Here is a 16498-nt window from a genome sequence, read left to right as displayed (position 1 = left end):
CGGCCCGCCCGCCGCTTGAACCGGCAGAAATGGGCGGGCCGGTTTATCAGGCCGTTGCGCGCTTCCTGCGCACGACCGTCTGTGCATTGGTATATTCAAGCAGCCCCTCGACGCCGCCCTCCACACCGACGCCTGACTGCTTCATGCCGCCGAACGCCGCGGTCGGCGAAAGATGCTGGGTCTCGTTGACCCAGACGGTGCCGCTCGCGATCCGCTGGGCGATCTCGAGCGCCTTGTCCTCGTCATGGCCCCACACCGATCCGCCGAGGCCATATTCGGTCGCATTCGCGCGGGCGATTACATCTTCATAATCGTCGAACTTCAGCAGCGGGAGGACAGGACCGAACTGTTCCTCCTGAACGATGCGCGCATCCTCCGGCGGATTGTCGAGGATCGTGACGGGGATGAAGTAGCCCGGCACGTCAGCCTTGTCGCCGCCGACCAGAAACTCATAGCCGTTGTCTTTCGCGTCCTGGATCAGATCAAGCACGCGCTGATATTGCTGCCTGTTGTTCAGCGGGCCGATCTGCGTTCCCTGCTCCGCGCCATCGCCGACCTTCACGGTCTTCGCATAGGCAACCAGTGCGTCGCGAAGCGGCTCATAAATGTCCTTGTGGACATACATGCGCTTGGTTGCGATGCAGATCTGGCCGTTGTTCCGGAACGCTGCCCAGAACAGTTCCTCGGCCACCTTCGCAACATCCACATCCGGCATCACGATCGCGGCGTCGTTGCCACCCAGTTCCAGCGTGACGCGCTTCAGCGTCGGCGCGGCGGACTGCATCACCCGTCTGCCGGTGGCGGTCGAGCCGGTGAAACTGATCTTGTCGAAGCCCGGGTGCGAGGTTATCCACGGCCCTAGATCGTCGCCGCCGGTAACGATGTTGAGCACCCCGGGCGGAAGAATTTCCGCTGCCAGCTCCCCGAACTTCAGCGTGGTAAGCGGCGTGAAGGGCGACGGTTTCAGCACCATCGTATTCCCAGCGAGCAACGCCGGCCCGATCTTGAACATCGCCAGAACCATCGGGAAATTCCAGGGTGCGATCGCGCCGACGACGCCGAGCGGGACATGCCGCGTCTCGCTGTACCGCTCATCGGAATCCTCGTTCACCGTAACCGGCAGATCGAGCCCGGCCGCGCCCAGCAGCCAATAGCCGGCGCCCATGATCTCGCCCTGCGCCTCGGCATGGGGCTTTCCCTGTTCCTTGGTGAGCAGGCGCATAAGCGGATCGACCTGTGCAAGAACCGCCTGACCGAGGGCGGTGAGTTTCGCCCTGCGTTCCGCAATCGGAGTGGCAGCCCAGCCGGAAAACGCACGACGCGCGGCATCGATTGCCCGATCCAAATCCTCGCGCGTTGCATCGGGCGCGGTGGCGAGCACCTCCTCAGTCGCAGGATTGACGACCTCGAACGTCGCTGATCCCCTCTCCAGCTTGCCGTCGATCAGCATGCGATAATCGTGGTCGAAGTTCACGCCGTCTCTCCTGAGTCTCTTTATCAACCGTACGTAACATATGTTACGGCAACAATACCACCTTGATGCATTCCCCCCGCGCCTGCGCCGCGACCGCCGCGTTGATCTCCGAGAGGGGGAACGTTGTGATCAGTCGATCGAAAGGAAAACGGCCGGCAGCGTGATGCGCCAGCAACTCCAGAATGAAAGTCTGCTGGTCGCTGTCGCCCTCGATTATGCCGATGATGCGATGGCCCGGCGTCATCAGTGCACCGATATTGACCGTGATCGCGGCGTTCATGTCCTTCGGCACGCCCACCAGCCCGAGCGCGCCGTGGCTGCCCAGCACGGCGAGCCCAGCCTCGATCACGCTCACAACGCCGGTAGTGTCGAACGCAAAATCCACGCCATCGGGCATGATCGCGCGGATCGCGGCTACCAGATCGCCCGCGCCCGGATCGATGACGTGTGTCGCGCCCAATTCACGGGCGAGTTCGCGCCGCGCAGCGACCGGCTCGACCAGCACGATCGGCGCGCAGCCACGAATCTTCGCCGCCATCACGGCTGCGAGCCCGACCGGGCCGCCCCCGAACACCACCAGGCTCGATCCGGCCGGACAGTTGAAGGTGCGCATGATCGCCCCCGCCCCTGTCTGGAACCCGCACGCCAATGTGCCGAGGATCGCGAGCGGCGCATCGCTTTCCACTTTAACCACGTTGCGCGCGCGGGTGATCGCCCGGGTCGCAAAGCTCGACTGGCCGAAGAAGTGCGACGAGACCCGATCGCCGCCCGAGGCATAAGCCGTCGATCCGTCCTCCAGGCGCATTCCCGCATAGTTCAAGGGGACGAAGCTGCGGCAGTAACTGGGCAGATTCTCTTCGCAGCGTGGGCAAATGCCGCAACTGGAAAAGCCGACGATGACGGTATCGCCCGGGGCCAACCCTTCGACACCCTCGCCAATCTGCTCGACCGTCCCGGCGCCCTCATGGCCGAATATTGCCGGAAAGGCGTAGGGCACTTGGTCGCGGAAGACGAGATCGGTGTGGCACAGGCCAACACCAGCGATCTTCACCAGCACCTCGCCCGCCCGCGGCCCGTCGATGCTCACCTCTTCAAGCACGAAATCCGTGTGGGGGCCGTGTGCGACGGCGGCGGTACAGGTCGTCATCCTTCCTCCTGACATCGATTTTGACGCAGCATCGCCGCATCGCGCACCCGAACGCAAGGTCATTGCGGGGAAGTCGACGGATTCGAAGGGAAGTGGGGAGCTTCTGTTGCCCGGTGCTCCCCGTACCGCTGGAATCCGCTTCTGTTGCCCGGTGCGGCCCAACCGCGCTTTTGTTCGAGTAACCTTAGGCCGTTAGGCCGTCAGTTACGCGGCAATCGCGAGTGCTTCGTTATCGTTGGCACTTGTGTATGGGCCGTCACGGTGGTCCCATTCCGAGCAAAAGCCAGTGCCTTTCAACACACGTCGATCCTGGTTCGGCCCCGTCATCATCCGCCCGGCAGGACGGTTGGTGGTGGAGCCGCCGGGTACTGCCCCCGGGTCCGCTGCGTCTATTATTCACCGGCGTTTATCGCCATAGCCGTGGGGCAAGCCCCGCGAGCATCCCCGATATAGGCGCGCCGGACGAAAACTGAAAGCCCGCCTTTTGCTCGCCATAATGCAGGTACATAGAATAGAATATCATGTTGACGCAGCGTTCCCGCTACGCGCTCCGCGCGATGCTATTCCTGGCCGAAGCTCCGGCCGCCAGCCCACCGATCCCGATGAATCGCATCGCTGCGGGGGCGAATGTACCGCGCAAGTTCCTTGAGCTTATCCTGGCCGACCTACGCGATGCAGGTTTCCTCATCAGCCATCGCGGCAAGATGGGTGGTTATCAGCTCGCGCGATCAAGCCATATGATATCGCTTGGTGAAATCATCCGCGTGATCGAAGGGCCGCTCGCGCTCGTACCCTGCGTCAGCCGCACCGCCTATCGCCCGTGCAAGGATTGCAAGAGCGAGGCTGACTGCGCGATCCGCCACGCGATGATGCGCGTCCGCGACGAAACCGCGCGTATTCTGGACGGCACCAGCCTTGCCGATGCCACCGCCGAGGATCTGGCCGCCGCGTAACGCCTGTCGCCGCCCGGCCGCGGCCGGGACGGCAACATCTGTTCACGCGCCGCGTCGTGCGCGCAGCTCGTCGCGGATCTCGCGCAGCAAAACCACATCGGCCGGATCGGCGGCTGGCGCTGCTTCGGGGCGCGGCACGACACGATTAACGGCGCGCACGATCAAGAAGATGATGAAGGCGATAATGAGAAAATTGACCGCTTGGGTAACGAACTGGCCATAGCCCAGAAGCGGGACGCCAGCCTTTTTCAGTGCGGCATAATCGGATGATCCCTGCAGTTTTTCGGGCACCGCGCCGAGCACAACGAAGTAACTGGAAAAATCGAGACCACCGAAAACCTTGCCGATCACCGGCATGATGACGTCCTCGGTCAGCGAGGTCACGATCTTGCCGAACGCCGCACCGATAATCACCGCCACCGCGAGATCGAGCACATTGCCGCGCGCGATGAACGCCTTGAATTCACTGAACATGGGCCGACACTCCTGTTGCGGGGAGGCAGATTAACCACACGATTGCCTCTTCGCCAAGCGCGACAAGTGTCCTATATGCCTAGGACAGAACCAGGAGGAACCCCGCCGATGACGTCTCGTTCGTTTGCCCCGCGCTCGCTCGCTGTTGCCGGCCTCGCGTTGACGCTTGGCGCATGCGGGATCAACACGATCCCAACGGCGGAGGAAAACGCCAAGGCGCGCTGGGCCGATGTGCAGAATCAATATCAGCGCCGCGCCGATCTCATCCCCAATCTCGTTTCGACGGTGAAGGCAGCCGGCGCGCAGGAGAAGGACATTCTCGTCGAGGTGACGCAGGCGCGCGCATCGGCGAGTCAGGTAAAGCTATCGGGCGACCAGCTCACCGATCCCGCCGCCGTCCAGCGTTATCAAACCGCGCAGGCGGGGTTGACCATGTCGCTCCAGCGCCTTCAGGAAGCGTATCCCGAATTGAAGAGTCAGGGCAATTATACGACGCTGATGAGCCAGCTCGAAGGCACTGAGAATCGCATCACTATCGCCCGCAACGATTACAACTCGGCGGTGCAGCAGTACAACACCACGATCCGCACCTTCCCCAACGCGATTGGCGCGAAGATATTCTATGGCGCCAAGCCGATGGTGCCTTTCGCCGCAACCACACCGGGAGCCGACACCGCGCCCAAGGTCAATTTCGGAAGCTGACGTGATGACGCGCGCCGGCCTTACTGCCCGCCACACCCGGGCCGGCGTCTGCCCTTGGATCCAGCTGCTATTAGCGCTGGCGGCAACGCTGCTCGCGACGCTGTCGATGCCGGCAGCCGCGCAAACTTTCCCGAAGTTCACCGGTTTCGTGGTGGACGATGCAGGGATTTTGCCAGCGGCCGTGCAAGCTGATCTCTCGCAGAAACTCGATGCGTTGCAGCGTGATACGAAGCGCCAAGTCGTCGTCGTCACGGTCAAAGACCTGCAAGGCTATCCGATCGAGGAGTATAGCAACAAACTGTTTCGTGCCTGGGGTATCGGGCTGAAAGACGTCAATAACGGCGCGCTGTTCGTCATTGCCCCCAACGAGCGCAAGTTGCGTATCGAGGTGGGCTACGGACTGGAACCCTTCCTGACCGACGCTTTGTCCAGCGTCATCATCAACAGCGATGTGCTGCCACGTTTCAAAGCCGGCGACATGCCCGGTGGCGTTGTGGCGGGGACTGATGCGATCATCACTCAGCTTCGCGCCTCACCCGAGGAGGCTAAGGCGCGGCTCGATGCGGCGGTGAAACAGTTCGACCAGACGCATCGCGCGCAGCGATCCGGCAGCAAAGGTGTGCCGATCGGCCTCATCTTCTGGGGCATGGTGCTGCTGTTCGTGCTGCTCTCCTTCGTGCGACGGAGCGGGCGTGGACAGCGCTATGGCGGCGATGGATCCGGAGCGCTGCCGATCGTCCTTTGGTCGATCGCAAGCGAGATGATGCGCGGCGGTGGTGGGGGCGGCTGGGGTGGCGGCGGCGGTTGGGGCGGCGGCGGCTTTGGTGGCGGCGGCTTTGGTGGCGGCGGTGGTGGATCGAGCGGCGGCGGTGGCGCTTCGGGGGGCTGGTGATGCAGATGACAGCTGAGGATCGCGATCGCGTAACGGCGGCCGTGACGGCGGCGGAGGCAAGCACCGATGGTGAGATCGTAACGGTCGTCGCCCGCGCCTCCGATGCCTATCACGACGTCGCGCTGCACTGGACGCTGCTCGTGATGCTGCTGATGGTGGCGCTTCTAGCCACATTCCCGCAGATCATCGAACAAATCCACCTGCTGACCGATCCGTGGGCGCCCGTAGTATCCATTCGCGCGGCGGTGACCATCACGCTGTTCGTCGCCGTGATTACGTTTCTCACCGCACGCCTGCTCTTCGCATGGCGCCCGCTGCGGCTGGCGCTGACACCGGGTGCAACCAAGGCGCGCCGGGTCCGTGCGCGCGCACTGGCGGTGTTCCGTGCAGCCGCCGAGAAGCGCACCATAGGCTCGACCGGCGTCCTGCTGTATCTCAGCCTTGACGAGCATCGCGCGGAGATCATCGCCGATGCGGCGATTCACGATCGCGTGCCGGACAGCACATGGGGCGCTGCGATGGCGGCGCTAGTCGGTCCGCTGCGCAAAGGCCATCCAGCAGACGGCATGGTCGCGGCGGTCAGCCAGATCGGGCTCGTGCTGGGCGAGCATTTCCCGCGCACGCCCGGCGACACCAACGAGCTTCCGGATCGCCTCATCCTCCTATGACCGCCGAAGCCGTTTGGGAGGGCCGTTTCATCCGCATGATGAAAGACGGCAAATGGGAATATGCCTCTCGCACGAGAGGCATCGGCGCGGCGGTGATCCTGGCGATCACGGCCAATGGTGAAGTGATTCTCGTCGAACAATATCGCGTGCCGCTGGGACGCAACTGTCTCGAACTGCCTGCGGGGCTGGTGGGCGACGAGAATCCGGGCGAGGATATAGCTCCGGCCGCCATCCGCGAACTGGAAGAAGAAACCGGCTATAGGGCCGGCCGCGTCGAGCCGCTTGGCGTCTTCTATTCCTCGCCGGGAATGGTCAGCGAGGGCTTCATGCTGGTGTGCGCGCATGATCTGGTTAGAATGGGCGATGGCGGCGGCGATGGTGACGAGAATATCATCGTCCATCTCGTGCCGCGCGAAAAGATTGCCGCCTTCGTCGCGAGCAAGCGCGACGAAGGCGTGGCGATCGACGTAAAGATGCTACTGCTGCTCGCCGATACGATCATATAGCTTGGCGGGTATCGCGCCGGGCGACAATCAGCGGAAATTGTCCGCGTAAGCCTGCAGCTTGAGCTTGCGTTGCGGCGCCGGAATGACGGTGAAGGCCAGCCCCTCGCGCTTGGCATGGGCGATCGCCGCCTCGCTCGACGGGAACATGATCCGCACTTGGTCACGGGTATCGCCGCTGCCCGCCCAGCCGGTGAGCGGATCGGGCTGCTTGGCCTCGGCCGGTTCGAACTCAAGCACCCAATTGTCGGTGCGATACTTCCCCGATTGCATGGCGTTCTTCGGGCGCTGATAGATGCGAGCGGTAGGCATAGGTGCCCCTTAACCCGTTTGGCCGCGCCTTGCATCGGCATTTTTCGTGCGCAGTGTCGCGCTGGCGCTGGCGGGATCGTTGGGCCACGGATGGCGCGGATAGCGTCCTCGCATCTCCTTCGCCACAGCCGCCCAGCTTCCGGCCCAGAAACCGGGAAGATCCCGCGTCATCTGGATCGGGCGCCCCGCGGGCGAGGTGAGGGACAGGACAAGCGGCACGCGCCCCTCCCCCACCACCGGATGCTCGGCCAGCCCGAACAACGCCTGCACGCGAAGCTCGACGCGCGGGCCGCCCTCTGCGCCATAATCGATCGCGTGCGATGTGCCCGCAGGGCTGGTGAAATACGCCGGGGCGACGCGGTCGATACGCTGAAGATCGTCCCACCCCAGCATATTGCGGAGAGCGTGTGTTAGGGTGGCTGAGGTAGTAGCGGCGAGCCGGCGCTGCCCCTCCACGAGCGGGGGCAGCCATTCGTCGAGCCGGTCGAGCAGGGTCGCATCGTCGAGGGGGACGCCCGCATAGCCAGCGCGTACGCGGAACGCGCGCGCGCCATCGCCCCATGGCAGCAGGTGCAGACCATGGCGGCGCACGCCCTCCACCAGCGCCGCGGCGATCAGCGCTGGCGAGGCGTTCGAGTCGGGCCCGCTCGCCAGCCGAATGGCGCCCAGGCGGCGCTCACGCAGCGGCCGCACGGCCCCGGTCGCGGCGTCGAACTCGGCAATATGGCGCGTCTCGATCCGCGCGGCGAACAGCGCCTCGACCGTCTCGGCATCGACCGCCGCCGCTGACAGGATGCGCGCGCCGGCCGCCATCCCCTGCGTCTCGGCGACCGCCAGCCATTCATTGCGGGCGAGCGGCGCGGTCGGATCGAGCCTGAAGCCACGCCCGCCGACCGAGGCCCAGCGCTCCCCCGAGGCATCGCGCCGGCGCGCCACCCGATCCGGGAAGGCGAGCGCGATGCAGGTAGCGACACGCTGCCCCTCCCCAAGGCTCGCAACCTCGACAAAAGGCGCCTGACTGCCGCCGACCAGCCGCGCCCAGCGGGCGGCGAGGCTGCGCGCCGCTTCGGCCTTGCGCGATCGATCCCCGCGCCAGCGCCGCAACCTGAGTTCCAGATCGGCGTCATTCCCGCCCAGCCCGCGCTCGCCCAGCAGCACAGCCACATCGGCAGCCGTCGCTGCAAGCCCCATCCCGGCCGCACGCACCAGCATGTGCGCGAGCCGCGGGGGCATCGGCAGCGACGCGATGGCGCGGCCGTGCACGGTCGGGCGCCCATCGGCATCGATCGCGTCGAGCATGGCAAGCCGCGCACGTGCCTCAGCCACGGCTGCCTCGGGTGGGGGATCGATCCACGCCAGATCGCGCGGATCGGCGACGCCCCAGATCGCGGCGGCAAGCACCAGCGCGGAAAGATCGGCCTCCAGCATCTCGGGCGGGTCGAAACGCGGCAGGCCAGCAGTTGCCGCTTCCTCCCACAGGCGATAGGCGATGCCCGGACGCTGCCGCGCCGCGCGACCGGCACGCTGGATGACCGCAGCCTGGCTGGCGCGTTCCGTGACCAGCCGCGTCATCCCCGCCGCGCGGTCATAGCGCGGGCGACGCGCCAGCCCCGAATCGACGACCACGCCGATCCCATCCAGCGTGAGGCTGGTTTCGGCGATCGAGGTGGCGAGCACGAGCTTGCGTGCGCCATCCGGCTCGGCCCGGATCGCGGCGCGCTGCGCGGCGGGATCGAGGGCGCCGTGAAGCTTGTGAAGGGTGACGCCGGGGATGCCCTCCAGCCGCTCGGCGGTGCGCTCGATCTCCGCCACGCCCGGGAGGAACGCCAGCACCCCGTCCGCCGTTTCGCGCAGCGCCAGACGCACGGCGCCGGCCACCGCATCCTCGATCCGCGCATCGCCGCCACGCCCGAGATAACGCAGCTCGAGCGGCCAGCTTCGTCCCGCGCTCTCGATCACCGGCGCGTCGCCCAGCAGCCTGGCGAAGCGCGCGCCATCGAGCGTGGCGGACATCGCCACCAGCCGCAGATCGGGCCGTAATCCAGCCTGCGCGTCGATAGCGAGCGCCAGGCCGAAATCTCCATCGAGGCTTCGCTCGTGCACCTCGTCGAACAGCACGGCGGAAATACCATCCAGTTCCGGGTCGTTCTGGATGCGCGCGACGAAGATCCCCTCCGTCACCACCGTGACCCGCGTCGCCGCCGAGCGCTTCGTATCGAGCCGAGTGGCATAGCCGAACGTGCGCCCCACCGGCTCGCCCGCCAGCGCCGCCATCCGCTCCGCCGCCGCGCGCGCGGCAAGCCGGCGGGGCGACAGGAGCAGCACCTCCCCCGCGCACCAATCCTCCGCGATCAGCGCGGGGGCGACCGCGGTGGTCTTGCCCGCACCCGGCGGCGCGACCAGCACCGCTCCCGATCGCTCGCGCAACGTGGCGAGCAGATCGGGCAAAACGGCGTGGATGGGCAGATCGTCAGCCAAGCGTCTCCGCCGCCAGCTTCTTCAGGTCCACCTGCGGCCGCGCGCCGAAATGGCTGATGATCTCCGCCGCGCATGCCGCGCCGAGCCTGAGCGATTCGGCTACGCCGCGCCCTTCGGCCTGCGCATGCAGGAAGCCGGCCGCGAACAGATCGCCGGCGCCCGTGGTATCCACCACTTTCTCGACCGGCGCGGCGGCGACCAGAACGCGCTCGTCCCCGGCTATCGCCATCGCGCCCTTTTCGCTCAGCGTCACGACGAGCAGCGGCACCTTCGCCTGCAACGTCGCGATCGCGGCATCGACATCGGCCGTTTCGGTGAGGCACATGATTTCAGCCTCGTTCGCGAACAATACGTCGATCAGGCCGTGATCGATCAGATCGTGGAACGCGCCGCGATGGCGCTCGATCACGAATTCGGCCGAAAGCGTGAAGGCGACCTTGCGCCCCGCCGCGCGGGCAACGTCGATCGCGGCGCGCATCGCGGCGCGCGGCTCCTCCGGATCCCACAGATAGCCCTCGAGATAGAGATATTGCGCATCCGCGATCAGATCGCGATCCAGCGCCTCCGCCGGAAGATAATGCGAGGCGCCCAGGAAGGTGTTCATCGTGCGCTGCCCATCCGGCGTCACGAAGATCAGGCAGCGGCCGGTGGTCGGCTGGCCGGGGCGCGTCGCGGTGTCGAAACGGATGCCGGCGGCGCGGATATCGTGCGCGAAGACCTGGCCGAGCTGATCGTCCGCGACCTGCCCGATGAAGCCGCACTTGCCGCCGAGCGACGCGATGCCCGCGATCGTGTTGGCCGCCGAGCCGCCCGACATCTCCTGCCCCGGCCCCATCTTGGCATAAAGCGCGTCAGCGTCCTCGGGCGAGAAGACGAGCTGCATCGCGCCCTTCGTCATGCCGTTGCCGGCAATGAAATCATCGGCGGCGGGGGCGAGAATGTCGACGATCGCATTGCCGATCGCGACGACCGCGTAGGTAGGCTGGGTCAAGTATGGAAACCCCAAACGAATGGAAAGCTGGCGAGCGCCGTAGTGAGAGCGCCCGCCTTGCGCAACCGCCCGTGACCGCGCATCTCCTGCTACAGATGTTCCGCGCGCTATCCCTTTCGCTGTCGCAATTGGGCGATCCGCGCATCCTGCGGGTGCTGGGCAAGAGCCTGTTGGCGACCATTGCGCTGTTCCTGCTGCTGGGCCTCGGCGTGTGGTGGGGCGTGGAACAGGCGCTCGCCCGATCCGAGTGGCATGACGAGCTGGCATCGGCTGCGACCATCGTCGCGCTGGTGCTCGCCTTCTGGTTCCTGTTCCGCGCGATCGCGGTGGCCGTGGTCGGGCTGTTCGCGGACGATGTGGTGGAAGCGGTGGAGGCGAAGCATTATCCTGCCGCACGTGCCGCCGCACGCCCGGTGGCGATGCATCGCGCCGCGCTGATGGGGCTGCGGTCCGCCGGGCGATTCCTGATGGTGAACCTTCTGCTGCTGCCGCTCTATGGCGTGCTGCTGTTCACCGGCATCGGCACCGCGGCGCTGTTCTTCATCGTCAACGGCTGGCTGCTCGGACGCGATCTCGGCGATATGGTGGCGGCGCGACACATGGACGATGCGGCGATGCGCGCGTGGCGCCGGACGAACGGGGGCCAGCGCCTGCTGCTTGGCCTTGCCGCGACCGGGCTGTTCGTGGTTCCGCTGCTCAACATTCTCGCGCCGGTGCTGGGCGCGGCGATGGCGACACATCTGTTTCATCGGGGACGACAATGACGCGCGGGCTTGGCATTTTGGCGACGGCTGGGTTGCTCGCGGGCTGCGCCACGACCGGCGCCAACCCGCCGGGGTCCGGCGCGTCGGCCGTGGCCGTGCCGTACAGTTCGACCGGGCTGGAGCGCGTTATCGGGCAGGACAGCGCCGCGCTCGTCAAGCTGTTCGGCAAGCCCGACGCCGACGTTCAGGAAGGGACGGCGCGCAAGCTTCAGTTCCAGAGCCGGATCTGCGTGCTCGATGCGTATCTTTATCCGCGCGGAAACCAGGAACCGCGCGTCACCTATATCGATGCGCGCGAGCCTGACGGCAGTTCGATCGACCGCGCGAGCTGCGTCGCGGCGCTCACCCGGCGCGAGGGCGTACGCTAGGCACCGGCTATGCCAGCAGAAACGTGCCCTCGACCACGGTGACGCAATCGCCGCCCAGCATCACGCGATCGCCCGCGAGCCGGCATGACAGGCGACCGCCGCGCGCGCTGGCCTGATATGCGCTGAACGTGTCGCGGCCCAGCCGCTTCGCCCAATAGGGCACCATCACGGCGTGGGCGGAGCCGGTGACCGGATCCTCGTCGATCCCCGCGCCCGGCGCGAAGGCGCGGCTGATGATGTCGCTGTCGTCGCCCGGGGCGGTGACGATCGTGAGCGTGTCGCCCTCCTTCGCCAGCGCGCGAAAGTCCGGCTCCAGCGCGCGGACGGCATCGGCATCGCTGAGGACAACCAGCGCATAGCGGCTTTCGTGCCAAAGGGTTTCGACCGCATCGTCCAGCCCGAGCGCGGCAATCACCGAGGGCAAGGGCTTCGCCGCCGGCGCCCAGGCCGGCAGCGCCATCTGATAGCCAGCCCCGTCGCGCTCGACCTCCAGCACACCGGCTTTGCGCGTGCGGAAGCGCACGCGTTGCCGCGCATCCTCCGCCGAGAGCACGAAATGCCCGCTCGCCAGCGTCGCGTGGCCGCACAGCGCGACTTCGGCAACGGGGGTGAACCAGCGCAATTCGAAATCCGCCTCTCCGCTGGAATCGGGAATGAGAAAGGCGGTTTCGGACAGGTTGTTTTCGGCGGCGATCGCCTGCAGCGTCGCATCGTCAAGCCACGCGGCGAGCGGCATCACCGCCGCCGGATTGCCCGCGAACGGCGTGCTGGCAAAGGCATCGATCTGTGCGAAACCCAATCTCATCAATACCGCTCCATTCAAACGCGCTTGCCGAACCAGTGCGGCGTCACATCCGCCTCGACCAGCGGATTATCGGTATCGACATGCCCCTCCGGATCGAGGTGGATCAACACCTCAACCTTCGGAAACGCATCGCGCAGCCGCCGCTCGACATTCTCCACGATCGTGTGCGCGTCGGCGACCGTGATTTCCCGCGCCACCTCCATGTGGAATTGCGCGAAATCGAGGCTGCCGGAACGCCGGGTGCGGAAATCGTGGATTCCGCGAATCCCCGGCTGGCGCGCGGCGACCTCGATAAAGGCGGCGCGCTGATCTTCCGGCCATTCCTTGTCCATGAGCTGATCGATGGCCTGGCTTGACGCCTGAAACGCCCCCCAGGCCAGCCACGCCGCGATGACGATGCCGAACACGGGATCCGCCCAGCTCAGCCCCACGAACTGATCGAGCGCCAACGCGACGATCACGGACCCGTTGAGCAACGCATCGGACTGATAATGCAGATTATCCGCGAGGATCGCGATCGATCCGGTGCGGCGGATGATCGTGCGTTGATACCACAGCAGCACCAGCGTGGCGGCGATCGCGATCGCGGAGACGGTGATTCCCAGCCCGGCGTCGTGCGTCGGCTGCGGATCGCGCAGCGCCAGCACCGCGCGCCAGGCGATCGCGGCGGCCGATGCGGCAATGAGCGCGACCTGAAACAGCGCGGCGAGCGCCTCTGCCTTGCCATGGCCAAAGCGGTGATCGTGATCGGCCGGCTCGGCGGCGAGCTTGACGCCGTACAGGGTGACGAGGCTCGCGAGCAGATCGAGCGCGGTATCCGCAAGCGAGCCGAGCATCGCCACCGAGCCCGTCTGCCACGCGCCGAACGCCTTCAGCAGCAGCAGTGATGACGCCATCGCCACGCTCGCCAGCGCGGCGCGCATGGCAAGCGGGATGACGCGGCGGCGTTCTTCACCAGTCACGGGTAGAGCAATCCTTCACGCCAGCCGCCGGCCCCATCCGGCAGGAACAGGCGGCGTTCATGCAGCCGGTGCGCGCGATCCTGCCAGAATTCGATTCGCTCCGGCGTGACGCGATAGCCGCCCCAGTAAGCGGGTCGGGGCACGTCCCTGCCGTCGAAGCGCGCGCGCATCTCCTCGAACCTCGCCTCGAAGGTCGCGCGGCTGTCGAGCGGGCGGGATTGATCGGATGCCCAGGCGCCGAGTTGCGAATCGCGACTGCGCGTCGCGAAATAGGCATCGCTCTCCGCATCGCTCGCTACCGACACCGGGCCTTCGATGCGGATCTGGCGGCGCAGCGATTTCCAGTGAAACAGCAGTGCCGCCTGTGGATTGGCGGCGAGATCGGCGGCCTTGCGCCCCTCGCGATTGGTGTAGAACACGAAGCCATCGGGGCCATGCCCCTTCAGCAGCACCATCCGCACCGTCGGGCGCGCCCGGGCATCCGCCGTCGCCAGCGCCATGGCATTGGAATCGTTCGGCTCGGTCGCCCGCGCTTCGGCATACCAGGCATCGAACAGCTCGAAAGGATCGTCGCTCATGCGCGATCCCATAGCGCGGCGCCTCGCCAAGCGCCATCGCGCGCGTCTTGAGCGCGCTCGCCCACGCGCCTAGAGGGAGCGCCAGGAGATTTGCGGAGTCCACATGGCAGGCCATTCAAAGTTCAAGAACATCATGCACCGCAAGGGCGCGCAGGATAAGAAGCGCTCTGCGGCATTTTCCAAGCTGAGCCGTGAAATCACCGTCGCGGCGAAGATGGGCACGCCCGACCCGGACATGAACCCGCGCCTGCGCGCCGCCGTCAACGCGGCCAAGGCGGCGTCGATGCCGAAGGACAACATCGCCCGCGCGATCGACAAGGCGAGCCGGGGTGACGGCGAGAATTACGAGGAAGTGCGCTACGAGGGCTTCGGCCCCGGCGGCGTGAGCCTCATCATCGAGGCGCTGACCGACAACCGCAACCGCACCGCGACCAACGTGCGCACGGCGGTGAGCAAGAACGGCGGAAACCTCGGCGCGTCCGGCTCGGTGAGCCACGGGTTCGATCGCATGGGCCTCATCACCTACCCGGCAAGCGTCGGCGATGCGGAAAAGGTGTTCGAGGCGGCGCTGGAGGCGGGCGCGGAGGATGTGCAGTCCAGCGAGGACGGACATGAGATCTGGACGGCGCAGGCCGATCTTCACGAAGTGGCCCGCGCGCTGGAACCGGTGCTCGGCGAGTTCGAGGGGGCGAAGCTCGCCTGGCGCCCGCAGACCAGCGTGCAGGTTGACGAAGGCGACGCGGCTACGCTGTTCAAGCTGATCGACACGCTGGACGACGACGACGACGTTCAGCAGGTGTGGGGCAATTACGAGGTTTCCGACGAGGTCATGGAAAAGCTGGGCCAGTGAGCCCGGCGCGATGATTATCCTCGGCCTGGACCCGGGCCTCGGCACCACCGGCTGGGGCGTGATCCGGGCGGAGGGGAACCGTCTGTCGCATCTCGCCAACGGCCGGTTCAAGACCGATACCGGCGAGCCGCTCGCGCGGCGGCTTGCCCATCTCGACACCATGCTCGCCGCGCTGCTCGCCGATCACGCGCCACATGCCGCGGCCGTCGAGGAGGTGTTCGTCAACAGCAATCCGCAGTCGACGCTGAAGCTTGGGCAGGCGCGCGGCGTGATCCTGCTCGGCGTGGCGCGCGCCGGGATCGAGCCGGGCGAATATGCCGCGCGGCTGGTCAAGAAAGCGGTGGTAGGCGTGGGCAACGCCGAAAAGGCGCAGGTGCACGCCATGGTCTCGCGGCTGCTGCCCGGCGTGAAAATCGAGGGCGCGGACGCTGCCGACGCGCTGGCGGTGGCGATCACCCACGCGCATCACCTGGCCGGGCGGCGCGCGGGGATCGCCTGACCGCGATCAGTAGCGGCGGTCGCGATATCTCCATCCGCCATGATAGCGATAACCGGGGCGGCCATAGCCCGGCCTGCCATAGCCCGGCCGCCCATAACCGAAATGGCTATAGTAGAACGTCCGATACGGATACGGCCGATAGACCCAGCGCTGGTCGACAAACACCCATGGCCGATACCAGGCCGGCGCGGCATAATAATAAGGCTCGCCATAGCCCTCATAATAAAAGGCCGGCGCGCCGCCGCGCACGACATAGCCTGGCGGGCATCCCGGGCTGGTGGCGTTGCCGCTCGCACTGCCCACCGCCGCGCCGCCAGCCGCGCCGGCGATGCCACCCACCACCAGCCCGGCGCCCCGATCGTGACGCCCGGCGACGCTCGATCCGAGCAATGCACCGAGCAATCCGCCGATCACGGCGCCGGTGCCGGCATTGTTGCCCGATCGCACGCAATAACGCTGCGCCCAATCCTCGGCATAAGCTTCGTAATGGCGATCCTGCTCCAGTTGCTGGGCGTAGGCGGGATCGGCCTGATAGCCGGGCGGTGGCGGGGGCGGGCGCGATCCGTCGTAACCCGGCGGCGCGGTATTGACGTAGCTGTCATAGGCGGGTGCCTGATCGTAGCCGGGCGCCTGCGGATCATAATATTGGCCGTTCGCAACTGGCGGGTAAGCCTGCTGCGAGGGATATCCCGGCTGCGAAGGGTAGCCTTGCTGCGACGGGTAGCCCTGTTGCGAAGGGTAGTTTTGCGACGAGGGATAGGCCGGTTGTGGCGGATAATCCTGTGCCGAGGGATAGCCCTGCTGTGAAGGATAGTCCTGTGACGGGGGATAACCCTGCGGCGGCGGGTAATTCTGCGCCGAAACGGCTGCCAGCGGGGTCGCGACCGCGACGACCCCCGTCATTACCCGCAATCCCGTTACACGCCACTTGATAGCCATGGGACCAGCCTTATCGATATAGGGGACAAACGCTTTATCGCCGGCAATGTGAACCGTCGCTGACGCCTGTTGCCGGCGTATGTCTCCCAAAGACGCTTCCGCCGCCCGTTCGTTCCGATTATGTCCGCGGCCATGCGTC

19 protein-coding genes and 1 other RNA gene are annotated in these 16498 nt (G+C 66.2%); 9 read left to right on the top strand and 11 right to left on the bottom strand.

Annotated elements, in window-relative coordinates; translation table 11 throughout:
* Window positions 1–46: 46 nt before the first annotated feature.
* The 3 genes from ACM61V_RS07740 to ssrA all read right to left on the bottom strand — a co-directional run bounded on the left by ACM61V_RS07740 (window position 47) and on the right by ssrA (window position 3100).
* Window positions 47–1474, bottom strand: a complete 1428-nt coding sequence (locus ACM61V_RS07740) for an aldehyde dehydrogenase family protein (protein ID WP_137787346.1) — start codon at window positions 1472–1474, stop codon at window positions 47–49.
* Between the two features lie 43 nt (window positions 1475–1517).
* Entirely contained in the window at window positions 1518–2621 is a 1104-nt protein-coding gene (locus ACM61V_RS07735) for an NAD(P)-dependent alcohol dehydrogenase (protein ID WP_137787347.1), read from the bottom strand.
* A gap of 91 nt (window positions 2622–2712) precedes the next feature.
* Window positions 2713–3100, bottom strand: a transfer-messenger RNA (tmRNA) gene (gene ssrA / locus ACM61V_RS07730).
* Window positions 3101–3142: 42 nt separating this feature from the next.
* Between ssrA and ACM61V_RS07725 the strand changes: the two genes are divergently transcribed.
* Window positions 3143–3574, top strand: a complete 432-nt coding sequence (locus ACM61V_RS07725) for an RrF2 family transcriptional regulator (RefSeq protein WP_137787348.1) — start codon at window positions 3143–3145, stop codon at window positions 3572–3574.
* 42 nt (window positions 3575–3616) lie between these two features.
* Here the strand turns inward: ACM61V_RS07725 and mscL are convergent, their stop codons facing one another.
* On the bottom strand, window positions 3617–4048 hold the full coding sequence (gene mscL / locus ACM61V_RS07720; RefSeq protein WP_137787349.1) for a large conductance mechanosensitive channel protein MscL: 432 nt from the start codon (window positions 4046–4048) through the stop codon (window positions 3617–3619).
* A 108-nt stretch (window positions 4049–4156) separates the two neighbouring features.
* Here mscL and ACM61V_RS07715 point away from each other — a divergent pair, with 108 nt between their 5' ends.
* From ACM61V_RS07715 to ACM61V_RS07700, 4 genes are read left to right on the top strand one after another with little or no spacing between them, the layout of a single operon-like run.
* Window positions 4157–4750, top strand: coding sequence for a LemA family protein (locus tag ACM61V_RS07715; RefSeq protein WP_137787350.1), 594 nt, complete (start codon window positions 4157–4159; stop codon window positions 4748–4750).
* 4 nt (window positions 4751–4754) lie between these two features.
* Window positions 4755–5642: a TPM domain-containing protein gene (locus ACM61V_RS07710; RefSeq protein ID WP_137787424.1), complete on the top strand. Its 888-nt coding sequence runs from the start codon at window positions 4755–4757 to the stop codon at window positions 5640–5642.
* On the top strand, window positions 5642–6310 hold the full coding sequence (locus ACM61V_RS07705) for a TPM domain-containing protein (RefSeq protein WP_137787351.1): 669 nt from the start codon (window positions 5642–5644) through the stop codon (window positions 6308–6310). Before ACM61V_RS07710 ends, ACM61V_RS07705 begins: the two co-directional genes overlap by 1 nt.
* Window positions 6307–6816, top strand: a complete 510-nt coding sequence (locus ACM61V_RS07700) for an NUDIX hydrolase (RefSeq protein WP_137787352.1) — start codon at window positions 6307–6309, stop codon at window positions 6814–6816. Before ACM61V_RS07705 ends, ACM61V_RS07700 begins: the two co-directional genes overlap by 4 nt.
* 27 nt (window positions 6817–6843) lie before the next feature.
* Here ACM61V_RS07700 and ACM61V_RS07695 read toward each other — a convergent pair whose 3' ends face one another.
* The 3 genes from ACM61V_RS07695 to ACM61V_RS07685 are packed head-to-tail and all read right to left on the bottom strand — an operon-like array spanning window position 6844 to window position 10594.
* The gene (locus tag ACM61V_RS07695; RefSeq protein WP_137787353.1) at window positions 6844–7125 is read right to left on the bottom strand and encodes an ETC complex I subunit; all 282 of its coding nucleotides are present in this window, start codon (window positions 7123–7125) and stop codon (window positions 6844–6846) included.
* Between the two features lie 9 nt (window positions 7126–7134).
* A complete protein-coding gene (gene hrpB / locus ACM61V_RS07690) occupies window positions 7135–9603 on the bottom strand; it encodes an ATP-dependent helicase HrpB (RefSeq protein WP_137787354.1) in 2469 nt (822 codons plus the stop codon).
* A complete protein-coding gene (locus tag ACM61V_RS07685; RefSeq protein WP_137787355.1) occupies window positions 9596–10594 on the bottom strand; it encodes an adenosine kinase in 999 nt (332 codons plus the stop codon). Before ACM61V_RS07685 ends, hrpB begins: the two co-directional genes overlap by 8 nt.
* Window positions 10595–10665: 71 nt before the next feature.
* Between ACM61V_RS07685 and ACM61V_RS07680 the strand changes: the two genes are divergently transcribed.
* Together ACM61V_RS07680 and ACM61V_RS07675 are read left to right on the top strand one after the other, a co-directional pair.
* Entirely contained in the window at window positions 10666–11358 is a 693-nt protein-coding gene (locus ACM61V_RS07680) for an EI24 domain-containing protein (protein WP_349290325.1), read from the top strand.
* Window positions 11355–11726: a hypothetical protein gene (locus tag ACM61V_RS07675; RefSeq protein WP_137787356.1), complete on the top strand. Its 372-nt coding sequence runs from the start codon at window positions 11355–11357 to the stop codon at window positions 11724–11726. The genes ACM61V_RS07680 and ACM61V_RS07675 overlap by 4 nt, the downstream gene beginning before the upstream one ends.
* A gap of 7 nt (window positions 11727–11733) precedes the next feature.
* On the opposite strand, the gene ACM61V_RS07670 is transcribed toward ACM61V_RS07675, so the two are convergent.
* From ACM61V_RS07670 to pdxH, 3 genes are read right to left on the bottom strand one after another with little or no spacing between them, the layout of a single operon-like run.
* Window positions 11734–12531, bottom strand: a complete 798-nt coding sequence (locus ACM61V_RS07670; protein ID WP_137787357.1) for a PhzF family phenazine biosynthesis protein — start codon at window positions 12529–12531, stop codon at window positions 11734–11736.
* Between the two features lie 14 nt (window positions 12532–12545).
* Complete coding sequence (locus ACM61V_RS07665) at window positions 12546–13493, bottom strand: cation diffusion facilitator family transporter (protein ID WP_249341599.1); 948 nt, start codon at window positions 13491–13493, stop codon at window positions 12546–12548.
* Window positions 13490–14071, bottom strand: coding sequence for a pyridoxamine 5'-phosphate oxidase (gene pdxH / locus ACM61V_RS07660; protein ID WP_249341600.1), 582 nt, complete (start codon window positions 14069–14071; stop codon window positions 13490–13492). Before pdxH ends, ACM61V_RS07665 begins: the two co-directional genes overlap by 4 nt.
* A 103-nt stretch (window positions 14072–14174) precedes the next feature.
* Here pdxH and ACM61V_RS07655 point away from each other — a divergent pair, with 103 nt between their 5' ends.
* Entirely contained in the window at window positions 14175–14921 is a 747-nt protein-coding gene (locus ACM61V_RS07655; RefSeq protein ID WP_137787359.1) for a YebC/PmpR family DNA-binding transcriptional regulator, read from the top strand.
* 10 nt (window positions 14922–14931) lie between these two features.
* Complete coding sequence (gene ruvC, locus ACM61V_RS07650; RefSeq protein ID WP_137787360.1) at window positions 14932–15420, top strand: crossover junction endodeoxyribonuclease RuvC; 489 nt, start codon at window positions 14932–14934, stop codon at window positions 15418–15420.
* Between the two features lie 6 nt (window positions 15421–15426).
* Here ruvC and ACM61V_RS07645 read toward each other — a convergent pair whose 3' ends face one another.
* Complete coding sequence (locus ACM61V_RS07645) at window positions 15427–16359, bottom strand: hypothetical protein (RefSeq protein ID WP_212742202.1); 933 nt, start codon at window positions 16357–16359, stop codon at window positions 15427–15429.
* Between the last annotated feature and the right edge of the window lie 139 nt (window positions 16360–16498).

The sequence above is a fragment of the Sphingomonas sp. TX0543 genome (assembly GCF_048565505.1).
Taxonomy (GTDB): Bacteria; Pseudomonadota; Alphaproteobacteria; order Sphingomonadales; family Sphingomonadaceae; genus Sphingomonas.
Note: the sequence above shows the minus strand (reverse complement) of the source record. Positions and strands in the feature narration are given on the sequence as shown.

What these genes read in the sequence shown, in the direction of transcription:
- ACM61V_RS07735 (WP_137787347.1), bottom strand. Translation starts at nt 2,621, where the DNA reads ATGACGACCTGTACCGCCGCCGTCGCACACGGCCCCCACACGGATTTC.
- ACM61V_RS07705 (WP_137787351.1), top strand. Translation starts at nt 5,642, where the DNA reads ATGCAGATGACAGCTGAGGATCGCGATCGCGTAACGGCGGCCGTGACG.
- ruvC (WP_137787360.1), top strand. Translation starts at nt 14,932, where the DNA reads ATGATTATCCTCGGCCTGGACCCGGGCCTCGGCACCACCGGCTGGGGC.
- ACM61V_RS07645 (WP_212742202.1), bottom strand. Translation starts at nt 16,359, where the DNA reads ATGGCTATCAAGTGGCGTGTAACGGGATTGCGGGTAATGACGGGGGTC.
- ACM61V_RS07715 (WP_137787350.1), top strand. Translation starts at nt 4,157, where the DNA reads ATGACGTCTCGTTCGTTTGCCCCGCGCTCGCTCGCTGTTGCCGGCCTC.
- ACM61V_RS07710 (WP_137787424.1), top strand. Translation starts at nt 4,755, where the DNA reads ATGACGCGCGCCGGCCTTACTGCCCGCCACACCCGGGCCGGCGTCTGC.
- ACM61V_RS07670 (WP_137787357.1), bottom strand. Translation starts at nt 12,531, where the DNA reads ATGAGATTGGGTTTCGCACAGATCGATGCCTTTGCCAGCACGCCGTTC.
- ACM61V_RS07700 (WP_137787352.1), top strand. Translation starts at nt 6,307, where the DNA reads ATGACCGCCGAAGCCGTTTGGGAGGGCCGTTTCATCCGCATGATGAAA.
- ACM61V_RS07675 (WP_137787356.1), top strand. Translation starts at nt 11,355, where the DNA reads ATGACGCGCGGGCTTGGCATTTTGGCGACGGCTGGGTTGCTCGCGGGC.
- pdxH (WP_249341600.1), bottom strand. Translation starts at nt 14,071, where the DNA reads ATGAGCGACGATCCTTTCGAGCTGTTCGATGCCTGGTATGCCGAAGCG.
- mscL (WP_137787349.1), bottom strand. Translation starts at nt 4,048, where the DNA reads ATGTTCAGTGAATTCAAGGCGTTCATCGCGCGCGGCAATGTGCTCGAT.
- ACM61V_RS07695 (WP_137787353.1), bottom strand. Translation starts at nt 7,125, where the DNA reads ATGCCTACCGCTCGCATCTATCAGCGCCCGAAGAACGCCATGCAATCG.
- ACM61V_RS07655 (WP_137787359.1), top strand. Translation starts at nt 14,175, where the DNA reads ATGGCAGGCCATTCAAAGTTCAAGAACATCATGCACCGCAAGGGCGCG.
- ACM61V_RS07725 (WP_137787348.1), top strand. Translation starts at nt 3,143, where the DNA reads ATGTTGACGCAGCGTTCCCGCTACGCGCTCCGCGCGATGCTATTCCTG.